27 protein-coding genes are annotated in these 24,755 nt (G+C 50.0%); 2 read left to right on the top strand and 25 right to left on the bottom strand.

The window, feature by feature from the left end:
- Window positions 1-2: 2 nt before the first annotated feature.
- From N7387_RS06000 to N7387_RS05895, 22 genes are read right to left on the bottom strand one after another with little or no spacing between them, the layout of a single operon-like run.
- Window positions 3-2,048, bottom strand: coding sequence for an EscV/YscV/HrcV family type III secretion system export apparatus protein (locus N7387_RS06000; protein ID WP_279797721.1), 2,046 nt, complete (start codon window positions 2,046-2,048; stop codon window positions 3-5).
- Complete coding sequence (locus tag N7387_RS05995; RefSeq protein WP_262882171.1) at window positions 2,048-2,416, bottom strand: type III secretion system protein SsaM; 369 nt, start codon at window positions 2,414-2,416, stop codon at window positions 2,048-2,050. The genes N7387_RS06000 and N7387_RS05995 overlap by 1 nt, the downstream gene beginning before the upstream one ends.
- A gap of 55 nt (window positions 2,417-2,471) precedes the next feature.
- A complete protein-coding gene (locus N7387_RS05990) occupies window positions 2,472-3,449 on the bottom strand; it encodes a TyeA family type III secretion system gatekeeper subunit (RefSeq protein WP_279797683.1) in 978 nt (325 codons plus the stop codon).
- Entirely contained in the window at window positions 3,436-4,110 is a 675-nt protein-coding gene (gene sctL / locus N7387_RS05985) for a type III secretion system stator protein SctL (protein WP_279797681.1), read from the bottom strand. Before sctL ends, N7387_RS05990 begins: the two co-directional genes overlap by 14 nt.
- Window positions 4,092-4,646, bottom strand: a complete 555-nt coding sequence (locus N7387_RS05980) for a type III secretion system domain-containing protein (RefSeq protein ID WP_279797677.1) — start codon at window positions 4,644-4,646, stop codon at window positions 4,092-4,094. The genes sctL and N7387_RS05980 overlap by 19 nt, the downstream gene beginning before the upstream one ends.
- Before the next feature lie 32 nt (window positions 4,647-4,678).
- Window positions 4,679-5,398: an EscJ/YscJ/HrcJ family type III secretion inner membrane ring protein SsaJ gene (gene ssaJ / locus N7387_RS05975; protein ID WP_262882167.1), complete on the bottom strand. Its 720-nt coding sequence runs from the start codon at window positions 5,396-5,398 to the stop codon at window positions 4,679-4,681.
- On the bottom strand, window positions 5,395-5,670 hold the full coding sequence (gene sctI / locus N7387_RS05970; protein ID WP_262860300.1) for a type III secretion system inner rod subunit SctI: 276 nt from the start codon (window positions 5,668-5,670) through the stop codon (window positions 5,395-5,397). The genes ssaJ and sctI overlap by 4 nt, the downstream gene beginning before the upstream one ends.
- A 12-nt stretch (window positions 5,671-5,682) precedes the next feature.
- The gene (locus tag N7387_RS05965; protein WP_279797674.1) at window positions 5,683-5,904 is read right to left on the bottom strand and encodes an EscG/YscG/SsaH family type III secretion system needle protein co-chaperone; all 222 of its coding nucleotides are present in this window, start codon (window positions 5,902-5,904) and stop codon (window positions 5,683-5,685) included.
- Between the two features lie 26 nt (window positions 5,905-5,930).
- Window positions 5,931-6,146, bottom strand: a complete 216-nt coding sequence (gene sctF / locus N7387_RS05960; RefSeq protein WP_262860302.1) for a type III secretion system needle filament subunit SctF — start codon at window positions 6,144-6,146, stop codon at window positions 5,931-5,933.
- A gap of 56 nt (window positions 6,147-6,202) precedes the next feature.
- A complete protein-coding gene (locus N7387_RS05955) occupies window positions 6,203-6,955 on the bottom strand; it encodes a pathogenicity island 2 effector protein SseG (RefSeq protein WP_279797669.1) in 753 nt (250 codons plus the stop codon).
- Window positions 6,952-7,755, bottom strand: a complete 804-nt coding sequence (locus tag N7387_RS05950) for a hypothetical protein (protein WP_279797667.1) — start codon at window positions 7,753-7,755, stop codon at window positions 6,952-6,954. Before N7387_RS05950 ends, N7387_RS05955 begins: the two co-directional genes overlap by 4 nt.
- A 30-nt stretch (window positions 7,756-7,785) precedes the next feature.
- Window positions 7,786-8,220, bottom strand: a complete 435-nt coding sequence (locus tag N7387_RS05945) for a SycD/LcrH family type III secretion system chaperone (RefSeq protein ID WP_279797666.1) — start codon at window positions 8,218-8,220, stop codon at window positions 7,786-7,788.
- A gap of 16 nt (window positions 8,221-8,236) precedes the next feature.
- Window positions 8,237-8,668, bottom strand: a complete 432-nt coding sequence (locus tag N7387_RS05940; RefSeq protein ID WP_279797665.1) for a secreted effector protein — start codon at window positions 8,666-8,668, stop codon at window positions 8,237-8,239.
- Between the two features lie 17 nt (window positions 8,669-8,685).
- Entirely contained in the window at window positions 8,686-9,339 is a 654-nt protein-coding gene (locus tag N7387_RS05935; protein WP_279797664.1) for a type III secretion system effector protein, read from the bottom strand.
- 9 nt (window positions 9,340-9,348) lie between these two features.
- Window positions 9,349-10,824 carry a type III secretion system translocon subunit SctE gene (gene sctE / locus N7387_RS05930; RefSeq protein WP_279797663.1) on the bottom strand — a complete coding sequence of 492 codons (1,476 nt, stop codon included), beginning with the start codon at window positions 10,822-10,824 and terminating at the stop codon, window positions 9,349-9,351.
- Window positions 10,805-11,314 carry a CesD/SycD/LcrH family type III secretion system chaperone SscA gene (gene sscA, locus N7387_RS05925; protein ID WP_279797661.1) on the bottom strand — a complete coding sequence of 170 codons (510 nt, stop codon included), beginning with the start codon at window positions 11,312-11,314 and terminating at the stop codon, window positions 10,805-10,807. The genes sctE and sscA overlap by 20 nt, the downstream gene beginning before the upstream one ends.
- The gene (locus N7387_RS05920) at window positions 11,314-11,913 is read right to left on the bottom strand and encodes a secretion protein (protein WP_279797660.1); all 600 of its coding nucleotides are present in this window, start codon (window positions 11,911-11,913) and stop codon (window positions 11,314-11,316) included. Before N7387_RS05920 ends, sscA begins: the two co-directional genes overlap by 1 nt.
- Window positions 11,910-12,221, bottom strand: coding sequence for a hypothetical protein (locus N7387_RS05915; RefSeq protein ID WP_279797659.1), 312 nt, complete (start codon window positions 12,219-12,221; stop codon window positions 11,910-11,912). Before N7387_RS05915 ends, N7387_RS05920 begins: the two co-directional genes overlap by 4 nt.
- Complete coding sequence (locus tag N7387_RS05910) at window positions 12,202-12,450, bottom strand: EscE/YscE/SsaE family type III secretion system needle protein co-chaperone (protein ID WP_279797656.1); 249 nt, start codon at window positions 12,448-12,450, stop codon at window positions 12,202-12,204. Before N7387_RS05910 ends, N7387_RS05915 begins: the two co-directional genes overlap by 20 nt.
- A gap of 12 nt (window positions 12,451-12,462) precedes the next feature.
- Complete coding sequence (gene sctD / locus N7387_RS05905; protein WP_279797654.1) at window positions 12,463-13,653, bottom strand: type III secretion system inner membrane ring subunit SctD; 1,191 nt, start codon at window positions 13,651-13,653, stop codon at window positions 12,463-12,465.
- A complete protein-coding gene (locus N7387_RS05900; RefSeq protein WP_279797651.1) occupies window positions 13,646-15,130 on the bottom strand; it encodes an EscC/YscC/HrcC family type III secretion system outer membrane ring protein in 1,485 nt (494 codons plus the stop codon). Before N7387_RS05900 ends, sctD begins: the two co-directional genes overlap by 8 nt.
- A 7-nt stretch (window positions 15,131-15,137) precedes the next feature.
- Window positions 15,138-15,512, bottom strand: coding sequence for a pathogenicity island protein (locus N7387_RS05895; RefSeq protein WP_279797649.1), 375 nt, complete (start codon window positions 15,510-15,512; stop codon window positions 15,138-15,140).
- A gap of 260 nt (window positions 15,513-15,772) precedes the next feature.
- Between N7387_RS05895 and N7387_RS05890 the strand changes: the two genes are divergently transcribed.
- Both N7387_RS05890 and N7387_RS05885 read left to right on the top strand, forming a co-directional pair.
- A complete protein-coding gene (locus N7387_RS05890) occupies window positions 15,773-18,523 on the top strand; it encodes a two component system sensor kinase (RefSeq protein WP_279797646.1) in 2,751 nt (916 codons plus the stop codon).
- A 43-nt stretch (window positions 18,524-18,566) separates the two neighbouring features.
- Window positions 18,567-19,202: a two component system response regulator gene (locus N7387_RS05885; RefSeq protein ID WP_025153506.1), complete on the top strand. Its 636-nt coding sequence runs from the start codon at window positions 18,567-18,569 to the stop codon at window positions 19,200-19,202.
- A gap of 206 nt (window positions 19,203-19,408) precedes the next feature.
- Here N7387_RS05885 and N7387_RS05880 read toward each other — a convergent pair whose 3' ends face one another.
- The 3 genes from N7387_RS05880 to glnS form a co-directional block, all read right to left on the bottom strand.
- A complete protein-coding gene (locus N7387_RS05880; RefSeq protein ID WP_279797644.1) occupies window positions 19,409-22,168 on the bottom strand; it encodes a putative adhesin in 2,760 nt (919 codons plus the stop codon).
- A 117-nt stretch (window positions 22,169-22,285) separates the two neighbouring features.
- On the bottom strand, window positions 22,286-22,699 hold the full coding sequence (locus N7387_RS05875; RefSeq protein ID WP_279797643.1) for a type III secretion protein: 414 nt from the start codon (window positions 22,697-22,699) through the stop codon (window positions 22,286-22,288).
- A gap of 307 nt (window positions 22,700-23,006) precedes the next feature.
- Window positions 23,007-24,674: a glutamine--tRNA ligase gene (glnS, locus tag N7387_RS05870; RefSeq protein WP_262860320.1), complete on the bottom strand. Its 1,668-nt coding sequence runs from the start codon at window positions 24,672-24,674 to the stop codon at window positions 23,007-23,009.
- Window positions 24,675-24,755 lie beyond the last annotated feature (81 nt).

Below are 24,755 nucleotides of genomic sequence, written 5' to 3'. Positions count from 1 at the left end.
CGTTAATCTTCGTCATCGGCAAACTCCTGTTGCATAAAGTCGATACTATGCACAACCTGCACCGTACAGTTTTCCCCCAACTCCTGCCAGGAGAGCACGGGAACATGAAATAGTCTCGTTTCCGTTATTTTGCGCAGAAAGCGGCGCGCATCAACGGAGATGACAATGTTCAGATCACCGTGCTCATCCAGTGCCTCCTGAATTAAACTCAGAATACGCGCACTCTGTCCGGGGCTCAGCGCCGCATAGGTCCCCACCGAGGTCTGACGGACAGACTCACGTATCAGGTTTTCGATCCCCTCTCCCACCCGCAGTACGCGCAGTGCCCCGCCATCCGGTTGCAGTCTGTGCAAAATATGCCGGCGCAGCGCCATGCGCACATATTCGGTCAGCATCAGTACATCTTTTTCACGCGGCGCCCATTCAATCAGGGCGCCAAAAACTGCACGTAAATCGCGGATCGAGATACCTTCCGCCACTAACCTTTGGAGTGTTTCCGTAATCTTGCTTATCGGCAGTTGCCGCTGAAGCTCTTTAACCAGCTCCGAATAGCGTTTCTCCATAGCATCCATCAGATAACGCGCCTCCTGCACCCCGATAAACTCGGCCATGTGACGCAGCAATACCTGACGCAGTAATGCTGTGATACGTTGATTTCCCCCGGCAACCGTGAGCCCCATGGCCTGCGCTTTTTTCTCAGCCGCCGGATCCAGCCAGCCGATGCTTCCCATTCCGTCAGGCAATTGCTGTACTTCGCAGCCCGGATAGTTACCCGGCTCCGGCAGCAGACACGCGTTCCCGGGAATGGATAATGAAAAAACCGGCTCCTGGTAAAGCAGTACCGACATCCCCTGCACGCCGTCCCCGTGATCCGCCATGATCGTGATTTCCGGCAGCGGCACACCGTACTCTTCGAAAAGCATCCGGCGTAAGGCATCAATATCCCGGGCCAGCGTATCGCTGATAAGCGATGGCATCACGCACAGCGTTAACGGCCTGGCTCCCGGCTGCATCCGGTCTTCGCTCATCTCCCCTCCCGGCGATACATCGTGTTGTGAATGCCCGGCACGACGCCGGAATAAAAAGAACGGCAGTGCGGTGAACATCGCCGGGATAAAAAAGTCCAGAAAGGGAAAACCGGGAATCAGAGCGAATAAAGTCAGGATAGCCGCCGTAAGCATCAGTGCCTGCGGCTGCCGGCCAAGCTGAGTGGTTAATTCACTGGCAAGGTTCTGTTTCTTCTCCCCGGGAACACGGGTAACAATGATACCGGCGCTCAGCGAGATAAGCAGCGAAGGGATCTGTCCGCACAGCCCGTCACCAACAGACAACACGCTGTATGTTTGTATGGCATCACTCAGCGGCATACCGTACTGTACTACCGCGATAATGATGCCGCCGATAATATTGACCAGAATCACAATGATGCCGGCGATTGCATCGCCTTTAACAAACTTCATGGCACCATCCATAGCGCCAAGAAAGCGGCTCTCCTGCTGAACCTGCTGACGTAACTGCTGTGCCTGAACAGCATCAATCACCCCGGCCCGCATATCGCCGTCAATACTCATCTGCTTTCCGGGCATCCCGTCAAGCGAGAAGCGGGCACTGACTTCAGCCACGCGCTCGGTTCCTTTAGTAATAACGATAAACTGAATAATGGTGATTATCGTAAAAATAACCAGCCCTACTGTCAGGTTCCCCCCCACCACAAAGTGACCGAACGCGTCCACAATATTGCCTGCATCATGCTGCAGCAAAACCAGCCGTGAGGTGCTGATGGTCAATGACAGACGGTACAACGTGGTAATCAGCAGCAAAGAAGGGAAAACCGACAGATCCAGCGGATCATTAATATAGATGGCAATCAGCAGCAAAATAATCGAAAAAGCGATATTAACGGCGATCAGTATATCCACCATGAATACCGGCAACGGCAGGATCATCATGACGATAGCAATCAGCATCACCACTGCCAGAATGATGTCCTGACGCCCGGCGCAAACAGCAAGCACTTTTTGCAGGCCCTGTATACCCCTGCTTTTTATCATTGAGATTTGCATAGCGACTCCAGAAAAGCCTGCTGGCAGCGATGTACCCGCAGCCACAGTTCCGCCGTGCTATCGGCTGCAGGACAACAACTCATCGCCAGCCCGCCGCGCAGCTGAAAAATACGCTGCGGAATACCGGCAAAATCAGCAGGCTGCCAGCGCCGGAGAGCCAGCGGCAGCAGGTTGTCATCAAAGGGGGCCAGCGGCATACACTGGCTGATGTGGATCCGGTCATTTTGCCAGCTAATCCAGGTTTGAAATTTCTCACCCTGCCAGTACATGCCGGCGGTGGCCTGCCGCACCGGAAGTCCGGCTAACTGTATAAACAGCAAAATATTAAGCTCTGTCACCCTGTCTAACTCCATACAACCTCCCGCTTGCGTAGAGCTACAGAGTTCCAGATAAGACACACACAGGTAATCAGGTGATAACCCCATCTCCCTTCATACTGCGCAGTACGCCGAGAATTTGTTCACGCTGATCCTCATCGTTAAAACAGGGTTCGGGCATCAGCGAGAACAACCCATCCAGATGTTGCAAAAGCCGGTTGTATAAACGCACAGATGCAGTACACTGCGCCAGACGCGGCGCGAGCCATTCATCAAATAACCAGCTTTCATTCGTCATCTCAACAAGCAACGGAAGCAGCGTTCCCTGAGTCATCCCGCACACGGATTCGATTCGCAGACACTCCTGTTCAAGCCCTAAAAACAACAATACGCGGCGTAAGCGTACCAGTACCGCCGCCAGCCGTTGCTGCTGAGAGCCGGCAACGCAGGCAGAAAGCTCAAACACCATCATGCGCAGCAACACTTTCACCCGCCGCCGGCGATCCGGCCAGTCCATAATGCGCTGAAACCATGCAGCCAGTGAGGCAACCTCTTCATCCATTGCCTGCTGGAATAAACGATTGATTTGCGCCAGCGTGCCTTTACTCACCTGCCCCAGTTCCAGCATGCCAAACAGTGATATCTCCCAGCCCTGCTGACTCATCAGTTCAGCAAGTTTGTCGCTGAGTGCTTTACGTTTTTTTCTGTCTGCTTTTTCAGCGAGCAGTAACGCCGCAATACCTAACAGCTGCTGACCGGGGAGCGAATCCGAATATTGTGTCAGCTGAGCAGGTATACCGCCTGCCTGCTCCTGCATCCGCTGTACCATCCGTAACAAAGCGTCCAGTCGTTGTTTCTGCCTGTCCCTGCATTCTGCCCGCTGAAAATCTTTGAGCTGTCCGCTCAGCGACATGCCCATATCCTCGAGCGTTTCTGTCAGCGCACATCCTAACGTTTCTTCAAGCTCAATGAGCGCCTGCGCCATCGGCGATGGCGCGTCTTTCACTCCCCCCGGTTCCCGGGGACCGGCGTCATGGTTCTGCAGCGCAGCTATCTCAGAGGCTTTCATTTTCATCCCCTGTATCAGCACCAGACGGACGCAGCCACTGCAGCAATTGCTGAAAATGGCCTTCGGGCGAAAATGTCACCGACAGCTGTGACGATGCCAAAACCACGCTATCCGGGGGAAGCTCAGGTGCCGCGAGCAGCACAAAGCGTGAGCCGAACGCCTCCTTTATACTCTGCTGAAGATCAGGATGGCACTGCAGGGTTAAAACCCCTTCACCCGCCATCTGTTCTGCCTGTAAAGCGAGCCGGGCGCACAGCGTTTTATCCGGAGGCTGCTGCCCGAACCATGCGCTCAATACCTGTTCAATACAGTGATGGATCCTGTCCGATACCGCGCTGACCAATGCCTGTTCCAGGGCTTCATCACGCACCAGGCGGATGACGTGCTTTCGCAGCCAGCGGGCTTCCAGACGCCTGAGCGTATCGCGTTGCCATGCGCGGAACTCACGACGCCGGGAGGCTTCCGTTTCGCGGCAGTTTTTCTTCGCTTCCTGCAGGATCCTCTCTGCTTTACGCCGGGCCGCATTGATAATCCCTTTTGCCTCAAGATCCGCATGGCGCACACCAGCGGCCTGTTGCAGTAACTCCGTCAGCTCTCCTGCCGGGATAATCCGTCCTGCCGGCAGTGGTACGGTCAGTTCAATCAGCGGAACCCGGTACATAACGTTCGCTCCAGAAAATTCATCGCCGGTGCCGGTACCGGCATCCATAACGCACGTTCGCAGGGTGCAAGCGTAATCAGCAGCGCATGCAGTACGGGATCGCCCCGCCCGGCGCGGCTGAGTACGGCAGTCCCCAGCTGCAATGCAACTTCCGCCAATTGTGCCGGTGAAAGCAGAGCACGGTTGCGGCCCCGGCAAAGTCCGAACAGTTGCCGGATAAGCCCGTCATCAAGCAAATGCAATAACTTCCGCCGGTAGTCCGGCAGCAGAAAATAGTCGTTGCAGTCCAGCACCAGCAACCCCGCAGCCAGTGCAAAGGCCTGAAGGCGGGGTGCAAGCTGAACCATCCGCTGCTGCCGGGGGCTGAGCATGACGGGCAGAGGCGGTGTCCCTCTTCGTGCCCGCAATGCTCTGTTCAGACAACGGTCGAGCGGAGGGTTAGCCCCGTAGCACCATGTCGCTTCAGACATAAAACCAAGCAGTGTCAGCCAGCGGGGATGAGCATAACGCGCGGGTGTCCGGAGATAACGGTGCATCCGCAGCAGGGCTTCATCAGGTCTGCGGCAGACTATATTTTTTTGCGCCAGACTATCAGCATCAGGGAAATCAACAGCAGCACTGCCACCAGAAACGAAGGTACCAGGATCCATCGGTGCCGGTTTATCCATGCGATTGTCCTCCACTGAGTTTCTGCCGGTGCGTTATCCGCACTTTGCATACGAAATTCGGCCGGCTGCATCAGAATGCTGATATTTTCTTTCTGCACACCGGGGATCGATTTTTCAACCAGGTTGCTTATCTGCACCCGGAACATTTCAAGGTTAATCTGGGGTGAATACTTGATAAATACCGCCACAGAAGCCGATCCGGCGGACCTGTCATCGTTTGCACTGTCATAGGCAATGGTCACACCGGCGTGGATGACGCCGTCCATCTGACTCAGCATCCGCTCAATTCTCTGCTCGTTGAGGAAAACAATTTTTTGCTGCTCCTCAGCGGGTGATACCACCAGCTGATTCGGGGGAAACATGGTTTCAGCGGAAACGTAGCTGCGCCGGGGGAAACCATTCAGGCGCAGCAGTTCAACGGCATTGATAAACTGCGATTGTTCCACCCGCAGCGTAACGCCCCCGGTTCCGGGCTGCTTATCGGCATCGATATGGTGCTGCATGAGGATCGCCAGCATCTGATTCGCATCCTCCTCGTGCAGTTCGCTGTAGAGCTCCACGCGGCAACCCGCCAACAGCAACACCAATCCGATGACCACAGCCAGACGCGAATACTTCATGTCATATTGGCCAGTTTATTAACCGACTGGGAAACCGCACCCGCCACCTTAGCGCCCAGGTCCACGCTCACGGTCGTCCCGAGTATTGTGGCCTGTTGCACAAGCATCTGAGAGGGGGTCAGACTGCCCGCATTCCCCTGCGGCGTACCGGCAAACAGTAAATTATTGAAAGCGGCAATCTGCCCGTTATCCGGCGCAGACACGGCAGTTGCCGGTGGCGCAGCGCTCATCGTGGCGGCGTTTACCGCGGTTACACTGTTAATCACACTCATCAGTTACTCCTGTTAAGCTTTTTTAAGCCAGGTTTTTACAGCTTCAGCCTCCGGAGGGGCAACGTCTGCAAGCGCCCGGTGCGCCTGAACGGATTCATTCAGACCGGCCAGCAGCACTGCGCGGCACAGCGCCTGCAGGCTCGTATCCTCAACCAGCAACGGCAGCACCGGCAGAATGCCCCGGACTTGTCGTTGCAGACCATGGTTTATCCCGGCAAAGGCCGCTTCTACCACCAGTTGCCTCTCCTTCTCTGTCAGCATCATATTTTGGCGATAATGCCACTGAGCATATCTTTGATGGTTTTGAGCATCGCACTCTCATAGTTAATAAAAGTGGAGTACTGCTGTACGGCAAACTGGGCTTTGAGCATGGCTTCCGGATTAGAGATGTCCTGTGCGTTCATTTTGTCCTCAATCGCCTGTCCGGCCTGATGTGCCAGGCGCGATAAGTTGTCAACAAGTTGCTCAACATTCATTGCTGCCTCCGGTTATATGAGTTGTTACACAGTTAATTATGACCGCTGCGGCGCGGTTACCTATCAGGTGATGACCTGAAAGTAACAACAGATTCTGCAGGATTGTCCGCTGGCGGAAACAGACGATTCAGTAAGCGAAAAAAAGGGACGCTCGCCCGCTGCCCTGTTACGGGACAGCCTGCAGCCCCGTAGCGCAAAAATACCAGTGCGCCCCGGGTGGCATTGTCCATCAGACGAAAGTACGGGTAGCTCAGGCCGACAGAAGTCATCATAAACGGCTGCCCCATGACCGCCGCCGTGAGCAGCGCACGTGCCCCAAACGACACGCTTTCGCCGATATTTTTGCTCTTATTCACATCATAAAAACGGTGAGCAATGAAATACACCGCGTTAGCGATACTGTCGTGCCCCATCGGCAAGGTATGTTTGCGCTGATAAATCAGACAGGCGATATCAGCAATGGCGATGGACAGGCCAATCCCGGCGAACAGCAGCAGTGATACCGCGCCACCGCCGGCTACCGCCAGCGCTATCGCCGCACCACAGCAAAAAAGCTGTCCTCCCAGCACAACACTCTGCCAGCTAAAAAGCTCCGCGGGAATTATGCCTGCCGCCCGTTCAGTCAGTCTGGCGAGCATCCTCTTCTGCCCCTGCCTGCAGGTATCTTTCGCCTCCTTATGACCTGCATCATGCAGGGGGGCGGGCAAAACCGGAACCGACAGCCCTGCAACCATCTCCTTTATTATTTGTTGCATCTCTGCACTGACCACCACTTCATGGCCGGTGCGCGTGATATCTGCATCTATCATGCCGGACTGCCTGCGGGGGCGTTCAGCTCTGCCCGGGAATATTCATAGGCGGCGACCAGCTGCTTAACCATCCTCTGGATTTTTTCCTGACTGAGTCTGTCGATCTCATCATCATCTCCGGTGGCGGGCACCGGAGTGGCTGATACCACAAGATTACCCAACATCCGCTCAATCCGTGCGGTGTATGTGTTAATCCCGCCACCCAGAATGATGAGCCACACCGAGATAGCCGACGAAGTACAGGAGAGCGCAAAGTCGGCGCTTTCCGGCAGATGCGCAAAGGGTAAAAAGAGAAGGGAGGCTGAGATGCCAACGCGAAGTGTGAAAGAAGCGATATCACCTGTGACTTCCGCATGTGAGTCGCTCATACCGAAGGACGTCATCAGTTTCTTTGTCGCCAGCACAATAGAATCATTTCCTGTTTTCAGCGGTTCGCGATCATTTCTCACCTGAATCAGGTTATACAGCGCACAACAGGCATCCCCTGCCGCAATAATCATGGCGGTACCGGTCACAACGGCAAGAGGGATCCCGGCGCCGCCGGAGATTGCCGAAGCGACTAACGATACCAGGAAAGCGGAACCGGACGCGGCAAAACGCACCAGATGCTGATTAAGATACCCGTTATAAGCCTGTCGCTTCAGCAGGTTTTCCTTACTCAGCGACATAGCGGGAACCGGCAGCACCGCACCGGGCGGAAGCAATACCGGAGGGGTAATTTCAGCATCTCTGCCCCCGTGATCCTTACTGTAAGCCTTTGTCAGTGAAGGCAGACGGGAATAATTGGTTACTCTTGACATGGCTATTCTCCATCGGTTCATCCGGTCACGCTATGCTAGAAGCTGACTCAGCATCTGTTCTGCACTGGCGCGCACGGTACTGTAAGAAGGATCTTCGTAGCTCATCGTCAGCGCTGTCTGCAGCGCGACTCTGGCTTCAGACAATTCACCCATCGCTTTCAGACATACGGCTATCTGATACACCGGCTCGGGATGGCAGGCGTCCAGCATCAGTGCGCAGCCGTAGTAGTTCATCGCCTGCACATATTCCTTTTGCATCATCAGCACGCCGGCAAGCGCAATATGCGCCCGCCAGCTCCAGGGCTGAATCATCACCAGCCAAGAAAAATTCACCAGCGCACAGTCATAATCCTGCTGCTGCCAGGCGGCATAACCGTCGGCATAAACGTCATCCGGAGAAAGCGCCAGCGCTTTTTTGATAACCGGATCGTCCCACAGCGTCTGCTCAAAAGATGTCGGTTCCATATTCTTCTCCAGCTCTTCAATAGCGGGATGAACGTTGCTTTCCATGGTTACGCAGTGTACCGGCGGTTATTTCCAGCCAGCTCTCGCCGTTGTGAAATACCCTGACCGCTCCCAGCCTGTACAACAACCGCACCAGTTTATGGCGCTGTATCGCCAGCCGGCGATCCCATACCGCGGTTATCACCAGCATTCTGACGGCACGCAGCCACGGGACCTGCTGAAACAGGCTCCGGAGGATCCTCCGGAGCGCCATCAGCGATGAAGGCAACGGCTGGCTGTCCGGCACGCGATGAAGACTGCACAGGATCAACGTATCTTTATCGGCGCGATAAACGAGACGGTAGGGATACCACTCCACCTGCTCCCCGAGCAGCAATCCGCAGCCGGGCAGACCGGCAGCGCACGGAATCAGTCCCTCTTTACACAGCAATCGCGCTATTTCATCCATACGATATCCTCCGGCATTTAATAGCGAAAAAGCGCGCGCAGCATCTGGTTACTTGCCTCGATGTAGTTGCTGAACCTATCCATCGCTTGCTGCCAGAATTCACGGCCCTTCATCAACGTGTCGTCCAGCGTTTTGGCATATGACTGCGCCCCTTTGTTCTGCAGCTCGGCAATGGCTTTCTCCTGCTCCGCGCTGCGGTTTTTTGCTCCGGAAAAGCAGGTACCAATACCGTTGACTATTTGCCCCGCAGCATTACCTACCATCATCCAGGCCTCGCCGCGAAAGGCCGCCACACCTGCTCCGGCGCACATCAGCCCCCCGGAAAGAATGCCGCCAGCCGCGCTCCACGCAGTGGCATCAAAGCTATCGTTAATGGCTTTAACACTTTGCTTCAGGGTGTTGACTTCAAGTCCCCAGCTCAGCTCCTGTTTCTTTTGGTTATAGAGCTGCAGTGTGTCGCGCAGTTGCTTCATAAGCAGCAGCAGCCTGCTAAAAATCTCATCAAACATAGCAAGAAAATCATTCACATCCGGCATTCCTTTGCTGCTGCCCTGAACGTCAGCGCTGCCATTAACAGATAACGGCTGGTTTACGGGGCTCCCGACCTTCTCAATATCTAAATTAACATCATGAGATACAACGTAATTTTCAGAAAAAACCACTCTGCACATACCTCCTCCTCAGGCCCGTTGTCCGGCAATATTTGCCAGCACTGTGCCATTGTTATCAATAATTTCTGAGCCAATTCTCAGCGTGTTTACGCCATTCTGATACGTTTCATTGAGCCGCTTTTGCTGCGTATTCTTTCGGTCTTCTGTCCAGTTCTGCATAAAATCGATATAGCCCTGCTGTACCATCAGGTGATCAATATCTCTTTGCAGTTTTGCACTGGCGAGGGCCATAGCAGATGCCGAAATTTTATTCGCACCACTGGTAATATTAGTAATACTTCTAATTAAAAACATAGGATTACGCGTGCAATCAATAACAACCGTTTTCACTATGCTCCAGCGCAGATTTTTTAAAATGGCAGTGCGAAGTTTTTTCGCCACCACCTCTTCACTTTTTTTCAGCAGATCCTTACCGGCACCTTCGATAGCGGTTTCCACCAGCGTCCCGACACCTTTGCGGGTAAAACTTTTACTGATGCTGCGTACCATGTCCGATTCAGCCTCCAGCTCATGAGCGGCAGTTTCTGCCGCTATCTCACCCACCTCAGCCATCCCGCACTCAAGCGCCATGCCGGCGTCTTTACTTACCATCCGGCTGACTTCCTGCCCGGCTTTCTCTGCCAGTGTCTTCAGCTCACTCTCTGTACCTTTGACAATGGCATCGGTGAGCGCTTTACCTGCGCCCGTATCCAGAACCTCTTCAGTGGCTTTGGTGATAGCGCGGACGGCGCTGATACCGCGACCGATCTGAAAAAGATCCAGCGTCAGCGCTACTCCTTCACAGACCATTTGCCCTGTCCCTGCTGCATTGATGATGTCATCGCAAACCGACTTATCAGCCCCGAGCGCCTCCGCGGTCTCTGCGCCCGCTTTAACCATGCCGGCCATCCCGGCCGAGAAATACGCTGCACCATCGGTAATCGCCAGCGGATCAGCCGTTAAAATACCTTCAACCATCTTCAGTACACCGATCACGGCCTCAGCGCCGCCGATTATCCAGTCAAAAACCGCGTTGACGATCCCGGCTTTACGCACCTGCTCGGCCTGTTCAACCGCTTTATTGATTTGCTCCTGGTATTCCGCAACCTGTTTATCACGCAGTACAGCCTGAACCTCAGTCACATGTTCGAGCTGCCTGCATAAGGCATCGGCGTTATCCCCGCAAGCTTTCAGCACTAACTGTGTCATCATTATGGATAACATTATGGGATCCATTTCCAGCACATCGCGCACCGTAGCACATCGTGTACCGTCACCTTCAGACTGAATGCCCATAAGCTTGCGTAATGCCTTATCTGCCTCCTGCTGACTGACATATCCCCGGTGTTTTACGCCCTCATCTTCGTCAGCAAATTGCGCCGGTGCACAAAAATGCTCACCTAATGCCCCGCAGGCTATCCGGGCAGGCTGAACCCGGGCGGTGAGAGGCCGGCGGAAAAACACATCACCGGCGAACGGGGTACCGTTAATTTGCATCCGGTTCATTATCTTCTCCTGTTTTGCTCAGGCCGGCACGCGCGCGCCGGCGTATATCCGCCACTTCCCTGTTTTCATGGTTATCTCCCTGATGCTCCGCACCACATACCAGCAGCGCGGCACGAAAGGCTTTGGCCGCCATCGGCAGATTACCGCAGGCGAGATAACACTCCCCTGCGGCGCAGGGCACCTGCGCCTCCGATACTCTTATTTTTGCGGCACGCCCGTAAGCATAAATGGCATCACTCCAGGCAGCCCCCGCCCGGCAACAGCCTCCCAGTTCAAACCAATATTCAAAAGACCACGCATCACAGATGGTCAGTATCTTAAAGATCCGGGCCGCTGCACCGTACTCCCCTGCATTTGCCAATTGCCGTGCATAACGCTGCAAAACATCCAAATCAGCACTGATATCCGCAGCAAAAAGCATCCGCAACGCGCCGCCCTGCTGAAAAAACCGCAGCACGATGTCTGACTCACAGGCATCCGTTTTCATCATCAGTACATCTTCTGCGCAATCATGCTGAGTAAGTCACCCAGTTTATTGTTTGCTCCGGCTGTCTGAGTGATAACGGCATTGATCTCCTGAGATATTTTCTGAATTTTGAGTTGTTCACGCGTCATCAGGTCGGTATCGCGATTCGCGCTGTTATCGAGAGCCGCTTTGATCGCCTGCAGCGATCCCTTATCGAGGCCATCTGTATCCCGATGCTTACTGATGTAGTCATCAATCGTCATACCATCGACGAGAATGCCGTTATCGTGCATATACCTGATGACGTCATCAGGTACCGGTTTACGGGTTTTATCATCACCTTTTGCAGCGTCGGCAATAACTTCATCCATTCGGTTAGCCATATCCTGAGTATTGCGCGCACGATCGGCGCTGGTATTTATCCTGGCAAAAAGTGCATTAGCTATTTTTTGTAAAACCGATTGCAAATTATCGAGGACCGATAAGGCGTAGGCGAAAGGATTATTACTATCCGGGTTATCCGCAACGGTATTATTATCGCCTGTACCCAATGTAATATCCGGCGTTGTGAAGCCCGGGGTATTAAAATTAATACGATGATTTACTGACAGGTTTCCGCTCATATTTTCACCTCAGCAGTATTATTGGTTTGGTTGCTAACAATATGTTTAAGTCGCGATTGCAGTTGCTTCAGGGCTGCGTTCAACACCTGAATATCCCGCTCAGCCCGGCGTCCCACCTCTTCAGCCCCCAGAGGTATCAGAGCCTGCAGGTCGTTACGCTTTTTCGCGGCAGCAGGGTCAGTTGCAGCCCGGTCCCTGAGTTCAGCTGCTGCCAGCTTCAGCCTCCTGAAGTCTGAATAGAACCGGCACAGCCGGGAATATTCCCGCTCCATTCTTTTTAGTTCAGCATCAATATTGGTTTTCATCATCTGGTTTTACCGGTTGATTGTGATAGCGATATACGATCACCCTGATGATATCTTCAGCCTGAATGACTGCCTCCAGCAATAAGGTGAACTGCTGATGTTGCTCCCGGGTAACCGGTTCATTCATCGACTGCTGCAGCCGTATTTTTGCTGCCTGCAATATGTTTAATCTGTCCTGCGCCAGGCTGACAGAATCGCGCACACTATCTTCTAAATAAGTCAGCGTTGACATAGTGTTACAGGCTCAAAAACCAAAAGAATAGTTAATCAGTCCGTCAGGAAATCTGAGCGTTACTGCCTCGTCTGTCAGAGCGGCGACTTCCCCGCCCTGTGGCAGCCGGCTTCCCGTCCTCAGGCGCTCACCATCTTTCAGCAGCAGGTAGAGCCCCTGCTGACCACGGATAACAGCGACGACCGGCGAAGGGAGACGCTGGCTGCCCTCGCCGGACGATGCCACATTCTGGTAACTCAGCGCGATCCCGGGGAACTGCTGACGCAATTGCACCAGAATAGCGTTCAACGATTGCCGCTCATCCCTATTCAGTATGCCGCTGATGACGAAAGCCTGATCCACTGAGGTTACGCTGACTTTTTCTGCCAGCCCCTGCTGTAACAGGCTGTCAATCAACGCGTTGATTTGAGTTTCATGACGGTTTTCGATATGCAGATGTTTCAGACCGGGGATCGCCATCAGCTGCTGCTGAATACCCGCCCAGCGCTTTCCCATCATGATACCGGCGTTAATGCTGATCTCTCCCGGTGCGCTGCTGGTGATTTCTGCCTCGTCATACCCTGCCCGGGTCAGGACATCCCGGACCTGTCTGATAAGCTGATCGGTGCACACCACATGATCCCGGTACATCACCCCCCATTCGCCCAGCGTCAGACGCACGCTTTGCAGGCGCTCGCTCTTCTCACAGTAGCCGGAGAGCCGGAGTGTGCCGTTCTTTTCCCGGGTTACCGTGATCTGTGTCAATCCGGTTTGCCGCAACAGTTCTGTCACCCGGGAAGTCACCGGCTGCGGTGGCGGCAGATTCCCGTTATTCATCAGGATCAACGCGGAAGTCCCCGTCAATATCAGACACGCGAGCACCATCCCGCATAACAGGGCTGATCGTGTGCGACGAAGCGGGTAGCGGGCTAAATCAGCATGATGCTGACCAAACGCCATCGTCAGCCCCAAAGCCTGTACCACGCCCTCCCCGGGTAATGGCTTACCGGCCTGATGCCGGCGGCCATTAATCCGCACCGGCGCGCCCTCTGTATTGATCATCAGTCCTGCCGGTGTTGCGGTGAATTCCAGCCTGTCACCGCCGTGCAACGGAATACAGAGATCACAACCGCGCTCGCCGACCGAAAGAGACCCGCCGGCCAGACAGACTTCACGTCCGTGCAGCACGCCGCCGAGTAAACGGATTTTCCACTCGTTATCCATGGCTGTTATCACTATTGGCTACCGTGGCTTTGATAAGAAACAGACGGATAACACTGTGGGTCTCATTATGTTCGCTGCTGAACAAATGCCCGATAATCGGTATATCGCCAAGTAACGGGATTTTATTCTGCGTCTGCGTCTGTTTATCCTGTTTAAATCCCCCAAGCAGCAGACTCTGCCCCGGACGGAGTGTGGCCTGAGAGGCTATCTCAGAGTTTTGTACTTCCGGTAACGGTTCATCCTGACTCAGGGGCGGGTTTTGCTGACCATCCTGGATATTAAGGCTCAGCATAATATTCTGCCTGCCTTGTTCTTCCACCAGCCGCGGGGTTACCCTGAGGAGCGATCCTGTCGTGATAGATTCGAGTTTTGCGACTTTGTCACCCTGCAATTTGGTATAAAAGGTGATGTTTTTATCCAGTACCGCCTGGATGTTATTAAGCGTCACCACGGACGGCTGCGACAAAATATAGGCATGGGAATTTTTCTCGAGTGCCGATAGCCGCACCATAAAGCCCGGCGTGTTGCTGATGACAGTGGAAAATCCCCCGCCGGTGTTACTGTCAGGGCCGTTAACGGTGACAGAGCCGCCGCCGAGAGAAAGCGCCGCACTCCAGTCAATACCGAGCTGACTGATATCGCCGGCATCAACATCAATAATCGTGACCGAGATTTCTATCATCTGTGGTCGTTTATCCAGCTCACTGATGAGTTTGCGGTAACCCGCCATATTGACCGCACGATCCCGCACAATGACGGCGTTTTGCCGCGGATCGGCAGAAAACATCGGTAATCCCTGTGTTGCGGCTGAACTGCCGGCGGCGGCCGGCGCACTGCCACGACTCATATCACGCAGTACACTGACTATCCCGGGGACGACGACATTTTGATCGCGGTACTGGTACTGATCATCCACCGCCGTGGCATATTTGAGCGGGAACACCACAAGACTGACGGTATCATCCCGGCGGCGGGTCATCTCTCCATCCAGCATTGACGCCAGCTGAGTAATACGCGCGGTGCAGGCGGGAACCCCGCTGATATCAACAGCATTAACACCGGGGATGGTGCGCGCTTCACAGCTGCTTTTTTCCGGCACGTCCCGTTTACGCAGATAACGGATAAAGTTACCGGCCGGCAGTGTCCGGAGGGGAATGACACTATGCGCCACACGTGATGAGGGGTAAACAAACAGCGTATAACCATCAAACCAGGTTACTAAGCTATATTGTATGGCTAATTTGTTCAGAATTTTATCAGGAGAAGCAGGCGGGATCGTGCCACTGAATGTTTCTGTAATTGCCGGGTCGATGACCACGGGTGTACCGGCGTTTTCCGCTAAATTTTGCAACAGCGATACCAGTGACATTTCCCGGGTACGCAGCGAAAAATTATCGCCCTTACGGGAGAAGGTTTGCGCGTGAGTACATAAACAAAAAAACAGCGCCGGAAATACCACCCTTCTTTTTATTTTCATACCGGCCTCACATCTTACTATTTTTCTGACTGACGATTACGTTTGCCAAATATCGTGTCAGCGCCAGATGCTTTTCAATGTCGGTGGCCATTTTTTCAGCTGATATATTTTTGTCATAATAACAGCTCAGCCACCCGCCATCGGGTATTAACTGCAATGCATAATCATGAGTTTCCGGGCAGGCCGCAAGTAACAGAGTGATATACTTCACGGTTTCAGGAAGAAGGTTATCAGTATTGTCAATAAAAACTGACAAAACCAAAGACCGCGAACACAAATATCCGCGCGCCATTCTGCCCTCTAATATCATCAATATAATTGCGCTATCAGGTGCAATGCGTAACTGCTCGACTACAGGGATTTTTTTTAATTTATCAAACATAGATCAAGCCTCCTGAACTGTGTTTATAGTCGTTCAGAACCACCTGAGCGCACATCAGCAAAAAACCTGATATTTTTTCCTCTGCATCTTGCCATCATATTCACTTACAAATTCACACAATATTTTTACCCGATATTTATTACGCTCTATATTAATTAGATTTTTTTACCTGAATCGGGAATAAGGCTGATACATTTATATTTTGACATCACAGATCTGATGACATTTTGTATTGTGAAATAGCACAAGGATAACAATCAATGAAAAATCAGCATTCCCTGGTGGGAAGATTAACATTACTGATATCTATTGGTTTGCTAATCATTTGGTTGATTACTATATCCATCACTACCTATATTTCACTAAATAACGACAGACAGCGGGTTATTGAAAATTTATCCCATATATCGCGCCTGCGAATGGCGTTAAGCAACTATCGATTTCAGGGTGCGGAAAGAGATGCGCTGGCGCTCGCCCAGCTCTACCGTCACTATGTACCGGCAGATACACCTCTTACCGCAAAAAGCGAGTGTCGTTATTTCCCTTTCAATACCGGTACCGGTACGCCGCAGGATAAGCAGGCTAAGGATATGAGTTTCATTCAGATTTATGGTACTGCAGGCCAGACATACTATCTTGATAGCTTTATTCTTGACCGGGGCTATGGTATTTATCTTCTGCCTCCGCTCCATCATTCGCCCGATTATCTTATTCACAGACAAAATGAGCTGTGGCAATTTCCGCGCCGCGCAACGCATCATAATCTGTTCTGGGGTAAACCGGAATATATCCCCGGCGCCGGCTGGAGCGTCTCTGTCGCGGCGGCAGGCTCTCATGACATTCTGGTGGGTTTAGCGGTTAAACTTGATGATCTGCCCTCCTATGACCATAACGTTTCCGGCGGGAGCATCAATCTCTGGCTTGATAAACACAATCAGATTCTGCCCTTCTCTGCTCTTGCGGAAAACAACAGCGAAATTCTGCAAAAACAGTTGCTGAATGTCTCTCTCCACGACGGATGGCAGCAGATCCCGGGCTATCTGGTGCTTCGCAGCGAACTAAAAGGTCCCGGCTGGCAACAGCTTATCCTGTACCCGACAAGCGGGATGCTAAAACACACGCTTAACATCGTGGCGGAGCAGTTGCCTTTTGCCCTGACGACTCTGCTGCTGCTGGCGATGATGCTGTTCTGGCTGCTTCACCGCTATCTGGCCCGCCCGTTGCGGGACTTCGTCAGCATCATTGAGAAAACCGGGCCCGGCAAACTTTCCGCCCGGCTGCCGGAAAACCGTCATGACGAGCTGGGAAGCATTGCCCGCACCTATAACCTGCTGCTTGATGCCCTGCACAAACAATACGACAGCCTGGAAAATACGGTTGCCGAACGCACCCGTGAACTGACGATAGCCAAACAGCTGGCCGAACAGGCCAATAAGCGCAAAAGCAGCCATCTGACGACGATAAGCCATGAGCTGAGAACACCGCTGAGCGGGATTCTGGGCGCTCTCGAACTTCTGCAGCTAACCCCGATGAGTGAAAAGCAGTCACAGCTATCCACGACGGCGAGCCAATGTACGCTTTCGTTACTCAGCATCATCAACAATCTGCTCGACTTCACACGCATTGAATCGGGACAGCTATCACTGCATATCGAAGACACCCCGATACTCCCGCTGCTGGATCAGGCGATGCATACCATCCAGGGACCGGGGCAAAGCAAAGGATTAACACTGAAAACATTTGTCGGTCACCGGGTGCCGCTGGTATTCGGGGCGGACAAGATCCGCCTGCGACAGATTCTGGTTAATCTGCTGGGAAACGCCCTCAAATTTACCGATAAAGGTGCCATTTACCTCAGCGTTAAACGCATCGGTGATTTTCTGATTTTCGCCGTGAGCGACAGCGGACAAGGTATAACACCTGCCGATCAAAAAGCGGTATTCGAGCCTTTTTTCCAGAGTAAGGGTAAGGGGCACAGTCAGGGGACGGGGCTTGGCCTGACAATTTCATCCACCCTCGCAAAAATGATGGGAGGATGGCTTGAGATACGCAGTACACCGAAATTTGGTACCTGCATATCCCTGCTGCTTCCGCTCGGCAAATATCAGCCTCCCGAACCCCTGGCGGGTAACATTGCCGCACCGCTGGTTCTGCATCGCCAGCTCTGCGCCTGGGGGCTGACGTGTGAAATAGCCAGACAAGAAAATGTATTTAGTGCCGATGATCTTTGTTTCCTTCCCGGGAAGCTGCGTGAAACCGTTGTCCGCGCACTTTCCGGTGTGGTGAGTGAGGATACCGCTCCGCTTCCGGTACAGCCCTGGAGATTACATATTTTGCTGGTTGATGACGCCGCTATCAACCGGGATATTTTTGGTATGATGCTGGCTTCACTCGGTCAGCAATTTACCCTGGCAGAGAGCGGCGAAGAAGCACTGGCATTAGGCCGGCAGCAGCGATTTGACCTGGTGTTAATGGACATTCGTATGCCGGAGACGGACGGAATGGAATGCACCCAGCGCTGGCGTCAGGACGCTCTGAATCACGATCCTCACTGCATGATTATTGCACTCTCGGCGAATACCACGCCGGAGGAAATAAGCCGCAGCAAAGAAGCCGGAATGCAGCATTATCTGACCAAACCCGTATATATCAACCAACTGGCCAATGCGATTTCCATTGCGGCGGAATACCAGCTTGAGCGCGATATCACTCTTCAGGAGCAGGATTACAGCTCAGGGCATGCACTGCTTCCCATGGACGATGACGCTATGCGCCGCAAAATACGCCACTCACTGCATTTATTACTTTGTGAACTGGAGCACAACCTGGGCTCCCTGCCCAAAACAAGCACGTTGCTGCATACCCTGAAAGGTTGCCTCGGTCAGGCGGGATTAACGCCTCTGGTTTGCAGCATCATTGATATGGAAAATCGCGTACAGCATGGCCTGACTTTAGCTAAGGAGGAAATTACCGAATTTCGCCACATTCTGAATTCAGCACTGGATGCATAAATCAGTGCCGGCCAATAAGGCCGTCTATCAAGAGGTAATACACATGCACGATCATAAAATCCTGCTTATCGACGACCATGAACTGATTGTGAATGGGATCATTAATCTGCTCTCCCCCTATCCCCGCTTTCAGGTGGTCGCCCACATTGATGATGGTCTGGAGGCTTACAATGCCTGCCGTATCCATGAACCGGATATTGTGGTACTTGATTTGGGCTTGCCCGGCATTAACGGGCTGGATCTTATCCCGCAGCTGCTTCGCCGGTTACCCCACACGGCAATTCTGGCCTATACCGCCCATATGGAAGAAACGATGGCAATACGCACGCTAAGTGCGGGTGCGATGGGTTATGTGATGAAAAACAGCAGCCGCCAGGTGCTGTTAGCAGCATTACAAAGCGTTGCCGTAAAAAAATACTATATCGACCCCGCGCTGAACCGGGAAGCCATTGAGACCGCGCTTCGCACCAAAAATGATTGCACGGAAATACTCACGCCGCGCGAACGGCAAATTCTCAAACTCATTGCCGATAGTTTTACCAACCGGCTTATCGCTGAGCGGCTGTGCATCAGCGTTAAAACAGTGGAAACGCATCGGTTAAATATTATGCGAAAACTCGACGTTCATAAAATCACCGAGTTACTTATCTGCGCACGACGACTGGGTTTGATTGAATAACGGACTATATTTCGGGTATTACAGCACTCTCAGACCGCCCGGATATAACGGCGGATGACTGATCGCTTTCCGCTGTTTTGTTAAAATATAAAAACGCCCGATGAGATTCATCGGGCGTTTTAAGGCTGAAAAGTGTCCGCCTGTATCAGAACCCGCCAATAATACCGGAATGACACAAACTTCCTGACGCGCCTGCAGGCCTTTATTTACCGCGTTCTGTTTTTGTAAGGTGCGACTCTTGCTATATCTGCGGTATAATTAAGCACAGGTTCCTCATCGTTAGTCCATTCCCCGATAGTTACCGTATATTTATCAATAATCACCAGACCGTCAAAACTCAAATCATCAGATGATACCACGTTTTCTAAGGTATCTCTTTCTTTTCTTTCCGGTTTTCCCTGCATAGATAAAGGTGTTTCTGTAAATTTTATCTTATAGCCACCACCCAGTCCTGATGTTGATGCTGCTGATCTCAGCGTTCCCGAGCCCTTATATTCACGACATGCGTAAAAAACAATACTTTTGTAATGCGCTATAGATTTACCCGGTTTCATTAATTTCACTATATCGCTTAATTTTTTTTCTTCTTCAAATTCACTCACTGATGAAAAATCCACCATTAAATTATCTTTAAAATTAATTCTGTTATCTTTTACTGCAGCAATATATTCCTCATCCGGTGTTTTTTCGTAATATTTAATTCTATAGTTTTTCACTTCATCTAACGAAGCCTCTCCCATTGTTTTTTTCAATACCTGTATACCCTCTGATGTTATGCGGGTATGTATTTCCGGGTATTGACCCGATGCAAATAATGATTCGGTGGCGGAGCGGCCAAATTGTTCTTCCGCTTCAAGTAGTTTGTCCTTATTCGGACCGAGAAAAATAATGTCTTTATCTTTAGGTATTAAACCAAAATTAAGGTTATTATCGTGTGTCAGATACCATCCATGTCCACTCAATACCAGTGTGTCAGCCCTTTTATTTTCTTGAGTCCATACTTTTAATGGACCACACGATTCCTCAATCACATCTATTTTTTTTAATTTGTCTAAGGCGATTATTTTTCCTATGGCTTTATTTTTACGGCTGGCGTATTCACTACTCACATCAGATTGATACTGCGGGTTATAATCAGCCTTATTTGGCCTCTCAATTCGATTATTACCTTTATCGTTATTTGAATCCATACCGGATAGAATCAGGTTTCTTCGGCTGGTATACATTGACTCCACATCATTTATTATATTTGAAAACATAGTAATAAGAGATGCAATAGATAAAAAATAATCCAGTTGCTGACGCACTCTTATTTTTGCAATGTCTATATCCTGACTTAAATAATATCTCAGAGAGTCAGCCTTATCCCTCAGAGTGAAATCTTTCAGTTTTTTTTCCTCACCATCACGTACATTCAGGAATATATCCGGATTAGGTAAATATCCCAGCGTCACACTAACAGAATAGAAGTAATGTTGTGCAACTTCCTGCAGTATATTACTTCCGGGGATTGATACGAAACCAGTCATTTTATTAATCAGATATTCATACGTATCCTGATCACTCATTACCCGATTTCCATTACTATCTCTTTCATTAAATATTGAATTATCAAAAGATGCCTTTGAACTTATCCCGCAAATATATAGCGCGTAAGCTAAGAGCGATTTTCTTGCCTGGTATGCAGGACCATAAATAACTTTATAGCTATCCGGAATAGATTGTATATCACGAACTACCTTTTCAAGTATTATCCCGGCAGATATTTCTTCAAAAGGCGGATAATAATATCCATTTTTTAAAACAGACGTTACAAGCAATGGTCTGAATTCAATATCAATTCTGTTATGGAGTAGTTTTGTTAAATGATACAACTCGACCTTAAGATATTCTATGCGCTTGGTGTTTGATTTATCTGTTGCATAAAGTTCATCAGAAACCACACGAATATGAGATACAAGCATAACTTTATCTTTCTTCATGCCGGCAGAATACCCGGAAATTGCATTTTTATAAAGATGATACGTATCATAAAATTTCATTTCATCCGGTGTATTTCCTCTTTGTTCAATAAAAGGAATAAATTCAGCTAAATTTCTTTTTCCGGTAACCAGATTATAAACTTTCAGATTAATATCGCTTGTAATGTTCTTATTGGTAAGTACTGTTATTTTTTTCAATGAGAACTTATCAAGTCTTGGGTACTTTTCTGATTCTTCTGTTTTTAAATATTCAAACATATTTAAATGTTCAAATTTATTTTTCGACAAAAAACAGACCGCTAAGTCATAGTCATCCAGTTGTTTGAATTTTTTATGATTTTTTATAAAAAGTTTCAATCTGCAAAATAAATAATCCTTATTATTTTTATCATTTTGATTGGAAGATGTAATGAAATCAGAACAGGCTCTTTTATGCTTTTCAGTTTCTGATAAATTTGATTGATTAGTATCCTTTTTATTGAAAAAAGTCACAATATCGTCATAATTATGTTTTCTCAATTTCACAGTTTTTTTATCATGATTGAATAAATAACGTTTAGACCTGTGGTGATATACATTAATATTATTTTTCGCATCCTGTTCTACTTTATATAACGTATTTAGCATGGATGAGTCATACTTGCTATTATTAGTGGTAACATTTGATCCAGGCATAGTATAACTATCACCAAACGTCGTTTTGTTACTTTCAGATATTGTGCCAGCTGAAGGGGTGACTGATGTATTAGCTAACGATGACATATTAACCAGCATTAGCATTGCATATACTGTTTGTTGCTGATTTATATTATCTGAATTCAGCCCCGGAGTCTTACCTAACCGGGGGCCAATCCCGGCTAATTTATTATTACCACCAATTTCTTTGATGTATTTATCAGAAATATAGTTAGCTCGATTCCCCATAGCTATTCGGTGATTTTGTGCTGCAGTGGGTGTATTTTTACTATTTGTCAATAATTTCATTATTTAATCTTTCATTAACAGGGGGCAGAAGAATAACCTTCAGAAATGACGAGTTACTGCAAATATTATCATTAACAGTACCGGACGAACGTGTTGAAAAGTTATTTTATAAGAGGGTTAATTGATATTATATATTTTAAAGATGTTTTCCATAACCAACGTATAATCATTTATTGCTGCTGCCATTGTCTCCTCATTTTTTAAAGCCAGCAATGAGAATGTTGCCCGTAATTCAATATTATCATCAATATTCACTAACGCCGGCTGACCGAAATGAAAAAATGGCGAGTAATTGTTCATTACAGATAACAACGATTCACTTATGCTCCGGGTATCGACTCTCTTATATTCACAAATAACACTCCATATCACAGGTGTGTCATCAATTGTCATTACATGAATACATTTCGCATTTCCCAGGTAGAGCGTAATTGCTGAATGATTATCAAGTTGTGTGTTTACAGGTAAAGTATCTCCCCGGCCAATATAACGAATGGCTGAGCTAATTAAACCCGCTAAATTCATAGACATATAATACCTTAATCGTTATTAAGCGTCGTTCAGGATAGAACCACACAGAAAGGTAAACCGGAAATAATATATTAAGATAATTCAATATCTGTATTTTTCGTTTTATATATTTCATCCCGGGATAAAAGAAAACCTATTCTAACGTGCGAATATACAAATACACATAAGGCAAAAGACTGACCTTTATTCAGTTTTCGTAACGTTTCAGGCTCTGAAAAAAAACGCCTGATGATATTCATCAGGCGTTTTACAGGCAGAAAACGGTTAACTTATATATAAGGCTGTCACAGTGACAGCCTGTTATCTGTTATTTACTTTCCATTTTTGCCCAGGTATCACGCAGGCCGACAGTCCGGTTAAAGACTAATTTATCCGCTGAGGATAATTTGGCATCAGCACAGAAATACCCTTCGCGCTCAAACTGATACGGTTTGCTGCTGTCTGCCGCGACCAGTGACGGCTCCACAAAGCCCTGACGGATCACCAGAGAATCCGGGTTAAGCGTTGCCAGGAAGTCATCTTCCGCGCCCGGGTTCGGTACACTGAACAGACGATCATACAGACGGATTTCCGCCGGTACCGCGTGTTTCACGCTGACCCAGTGAATAACACCCTTCACTTTACGGCCGTCAGCCGGATCTTTATTCAGGGTTTCCGGATCATAGGTGCAGTAAATAGTGGTGATATTGCCTTCGCTGTCTTTTTCCGCACGTTCAGCTTTAATCACAAACGCATTACGCAGGCGCACTTCTTTATTCAGCACCAGACGCTTGTACTGTTTGTTCGCTTCTTCACGGAAGTCCGCGCGATCAATCCAGATTTCACGGCTGAACGGCACTTCACGGCTGCCCATCTCCGGTTTGTTCGGATGATTCGGCATGGTGACCATCACATCACCTTCCGGCATGTTTTCAATCACGACTTTCACCGGATCGATAACCGCCATAGCGCGTGGTGCGCTTTCGTTCAGGTCATCACGGATACAGGATTCCAGTGCCGCCATTTCGACGTTGTTATCCTGTTTGGTGACCCCGATACGACGGCAGAACTCGCGGATAGAGGCAGCGGTATAACCACGGCGGCGCAGACCGGAAATAGTCAGCATGCGCGGGTCATCCCAGCCTTCAACAAATTTCTCGGTCACCAGCTGATTCAGCTTTCGCTTGGACATCACGGTGTATTCAAGATTCAGGCGGGAGAACTCATACTGACGCGGGTGGCAGTCAATGGTGATGTTATCCAGCACCCAGTCATACAGACGGCGGTTGTCCTGGAATTCCAGGGTACAGAGTGAATGGGTGATCCCTTCCAGCGCATCAGAAATACAGTGAGTGAAATCGTACATCGGGTAGATGCACCATTTGTCGCCGGACTGATGGTGAGTCGCAAACTTAATACGGTAAATGACCGGATCACGCATCACCATAAAGGAAGATGCCATATCGATTTTGGCACGCAGACACGCCTTACCTTCCTCAAAACCGCCGTCACGCATTTTTTCAAACAGCGCGAGGTTCTCTTCCGGGGTGCGGTCGCGGTACGGGCTGTTCCGGCCCGGCTCTTTTAACGTGCCGCGGTATTCACGGATTTCTTCCGGACTTAATTCGCAGACATACGCCAGACCTTTGTTGATCAGCTCAACGGCGTAGTTGTACAGCGTGTCGAAATAGTCCGAGGAATAGCACACTTTGCCGCTCCACTGAAAACCGAGCCATTTGACGTCGTTTTCAATGGAATTAACGTATTCCACATCTTCTTTCACCGGGTTGGTGTCATCAAAACGCAGATTGCATTGTCCCTGATAGTCTTGTGCTATGCCGAAATTCAGGCAGATTGATTTTGCATGACCAATATGCAGGTATCCGTTCGGTTCAGGCGGGAAGCGGGTGTGAACCGTGGTATGTTTTCCGGAAGCCAGGTCTTCGTCAATGATCTGACGAATAAAGTTTGTCGGGCGGGCATCAGCCTCGTTCATTGTCATAATTCCTCAATGCAATATGCGCGTTAATAACCCCCTATCATCCGATATGATGCGCTCATATACAACCACCTGATC

The organism is Morganella sp. GD04133 (genome assembly GCF_029835375.1).
GTDB classification, from domain to species: domain Bacteria; phylum Pseudomonadota; class Gammaproteobacteria; order Enterobacterales; family Enterobacteriaceae; genus Morganella; species Morganella morganii_B.
The sequence above is the reverse complement of the archived record's forward strand: the minus strand, read 5'-3'. Positions and strand labels throughout refer to the sequence as shown.

Excerpts from the sequence above, each read along its gene's own strand:
- sctE (WP_279797663.1), bottom strand. The coding sequence starts at position 10,824 with ATGAACCGGATGCAAATTAACGGTACCCCGTTCGCCGGTGATGTGTTT.
- sctL (WP_279797681.1), bottom strand. The coding sequence starts at position 4,110 with ATGTACCGGGTTCCGCTGATTGAACTGACCGTACCACTGCCGGCAGGA.
- N7387_RS05880 (WP_279797644.1), bottom strand. The coding sequence starts at position 22,168 with ATGAAATTATTGACAAATAGTAAAAATACACCCACTGCAGCACAAAAT.
- N7387_RS05950 (WP_279797667.1), bottom strand. The coding sequence starts at position 7,755 with ATGTCAAGAGTAACCAATTATTCCCGTCTGCCTTCACTGACAAAGGCT.
- N7387_RS05995 (WP_262882171.1), bottom strand. The coding sequence starts at position 2,416 with ATGGAGTTAGACAGGGTGACAGAGCTTAATATTTTGCTGTTTATACAG.
- N7387_RS05980 (WP_279797677.1), bottom strand. The coding sequence starts at position 4,646 with ATGCACCGTTATCTCCGGACACCCGCGCGTTATGCTCATCCCCGCTGG.
- N7387_RS05895 (WP_279797649.1), bottom strand. The coding sequence starts at position 15,512 with ATGTTTGATAAATTAAAAAAAATCCCTGTAGTCGAGCAGTTACGCATT.
- sctF (WP_262860302.1), bottom strand. The coding sequence starts at position 6,146 with ATGAATGTTGAGCAACTTGTTGACAACTTATCGCGCCTGGCACATCAG.
- sctI (WP_262860300.1), bottom strand. The coding sequence starts at position 5,670 with ATGAGTGTGATTAACAGTGTAACCGCGGTAAACGCCGCCACGATGAGC.
- N7387_RS05940 (WP_279797665.1), bottom strand. The coding sequence starts at position 8,668 with ATGGATGAAATAGCGCGATTGCTGTGTAAAGAGGGACTGATTCCGTGC.
- N7387_RS05915 (WP_279797659.1), bottom strand. The coding sequence starts at position 12,221 with ATGATGAAAACCAATATTGATGCTGAACTAAAAAGAATGGAGCGGGAA.
- N7387_RS05990 (WP_279797683.1), bottom strand. The coding sequence starts at position 3,449 with ATGAAAGCCTCTGAGATAGCTGCGCTGCAGAACCATGACGCCGGTCCC.
- N7387_RS05875 (WP_279797643.1), bottom strand. The coding sequence starts at position 22,699 with ATGTCTATGAATTTAGCGGGTTTAATTAGCTCAGCCATTCGTTATATT.
- sctD (WP_279797654.1), bottom strand. The coding sequence starts at position 13,653 with ATGGATAACGAGTGGAAAATCCGTTTACTCGGCGGCGTGCTGCACGGA.
- N7387_RS05890 (WP_279797646.1), top strand. The coding sequence starts at position 15,773 with ATGAAAAATCAGCATTCCCTGGTGGGAAGATTAACATTACTGATATCT.
- sscA (WP_279797661.1), bottom strand. The coding sequence starts at position 11,314 with ATGATGAAAACGGATGCCTGTGAGTCAGACATCGTGCTGCGGTTTTTT.
- glnS (WP_262860320.1), bottom strand. The coding sequence starts at position 24,674 with ATGAACGAGGCTGATGCCCGCCCGACAAACTTTATTCGTCAGATCATT.
- N7387_RS05935 (WP_279797664.1), bottom strand. The coding sequence starts at position 9,339 with ATGTGCAGAGTGGTTTTTTCTGAAAATTACGTTGTATCTCATGATGTT.
- N7387_RS05945 (WP_279797666.1), bottom strand. The coding sequence starts at position 8,220 with ATGGAACCGACATCTTTTGAGCAGACGCTGTGGGACGATCCGGTTATC.
- N7387_RS05910 (WP_279797656.1), bottom strand. The coding sequence starts at position 12,450 with ATGTCAACGCTGACTTATTTAGAAGATAGTGTGCGCGATTCTGTCAGC.
- N7387_RS05885 (WP_025153506.1), top strand. The coding sequence starts at position 18,567 with ATGCACGATCATAAAATCCTGCTTATCGACGACCATGAACTGATTGTG.
- N7387_RS05900 (WP_279797651.1), bottom strand. The coding sequence starts at position 15,130 with ATGAAAATAAAAAGAAGGGTGGTATTTCCGGCGCTGTTTTTTTGTTTA.
- N7387_RS05920 (WP_279797660.1), bottom strand. The coding sequence starts at position 11,913 with ATGAGCGGAAACCTGTCAGTAAATCATCGTATTAATTTTAATACCCCG.
- ssaJ (WP_262882167.1), bottom strand. The coding sequence starts at position 5,398 with ATGAAGTATTCGCGTCTGGCTGTGGTCATCGGATTGGTGTTGCTGTTG.
- N7387_RS05955 (WP_279797669.1), bottom strand. The coding sequence starts at position 6,955 with ATGATAGATGCAGATATCACGCGCACCGGCCATGAAGTGGTGGTCAGT.